The following is a 377-nucleotide window of genomic DNA, read 5'->3' as shown; positions in this document are numbered from 1 at the left end:
CTCGATCTCGAGATCGACCCCAAACTCGCTTGGGCGCTGGCGCATCGCGCCGCCTTTCCGGTGGACGTGAATCGCGCCCCACGCGAGATGCTGCTACGGGTGCCGGGGTTCGGCACCAAGACGGTGGGCCGCATTCTGGATGCAAGGCAGCATGGGGCGGTGCGCTATGATCATCTGAAGGCGATGGGCGCGGTACTGAAAACCGCCAAGGCCTTCATCAGCGCCCCCGGCTGGTCCCCGCGCGGGATGACCGATGCGGCGACCTTGCGCGCCCGGTTTGCCCCCGCTCCGGTTCAACTGTCGCTGTTCTGATGTACCATATGACCCTGCCGGTGATCGGAACCGTGGCGGCGTGGCGCAAGGCCGCGCGGGAACTT

Annotated in this window: 1 pseudogene; it reads left to right on the top strand. The window is 66.6% G+C overall.

The annotated features are described in order from the left end of the window. Positions 1-312: pseudogene (locus EEB11_RS19355) on the top strand (putative DNA modification/repair radical SAM protein); the annotation flags it as partial. Between the last annotated feature and the right edge of the window lie 65 nt (positions 313-377).

It is taken from the genome of Pseudotabrizicola sediminis (assembly GCF_004745575.1).
GTDB lineage: Bacteria > Pseudomonadota > Alphaproteobacteria > Rhodobacterales > Rhodobacteraceae > Pseudotabrizicola > Pseudotabrizicola sediminis.
This window is presented reverse-complemented; position numbering and strand designations above follow the sequence as displayed.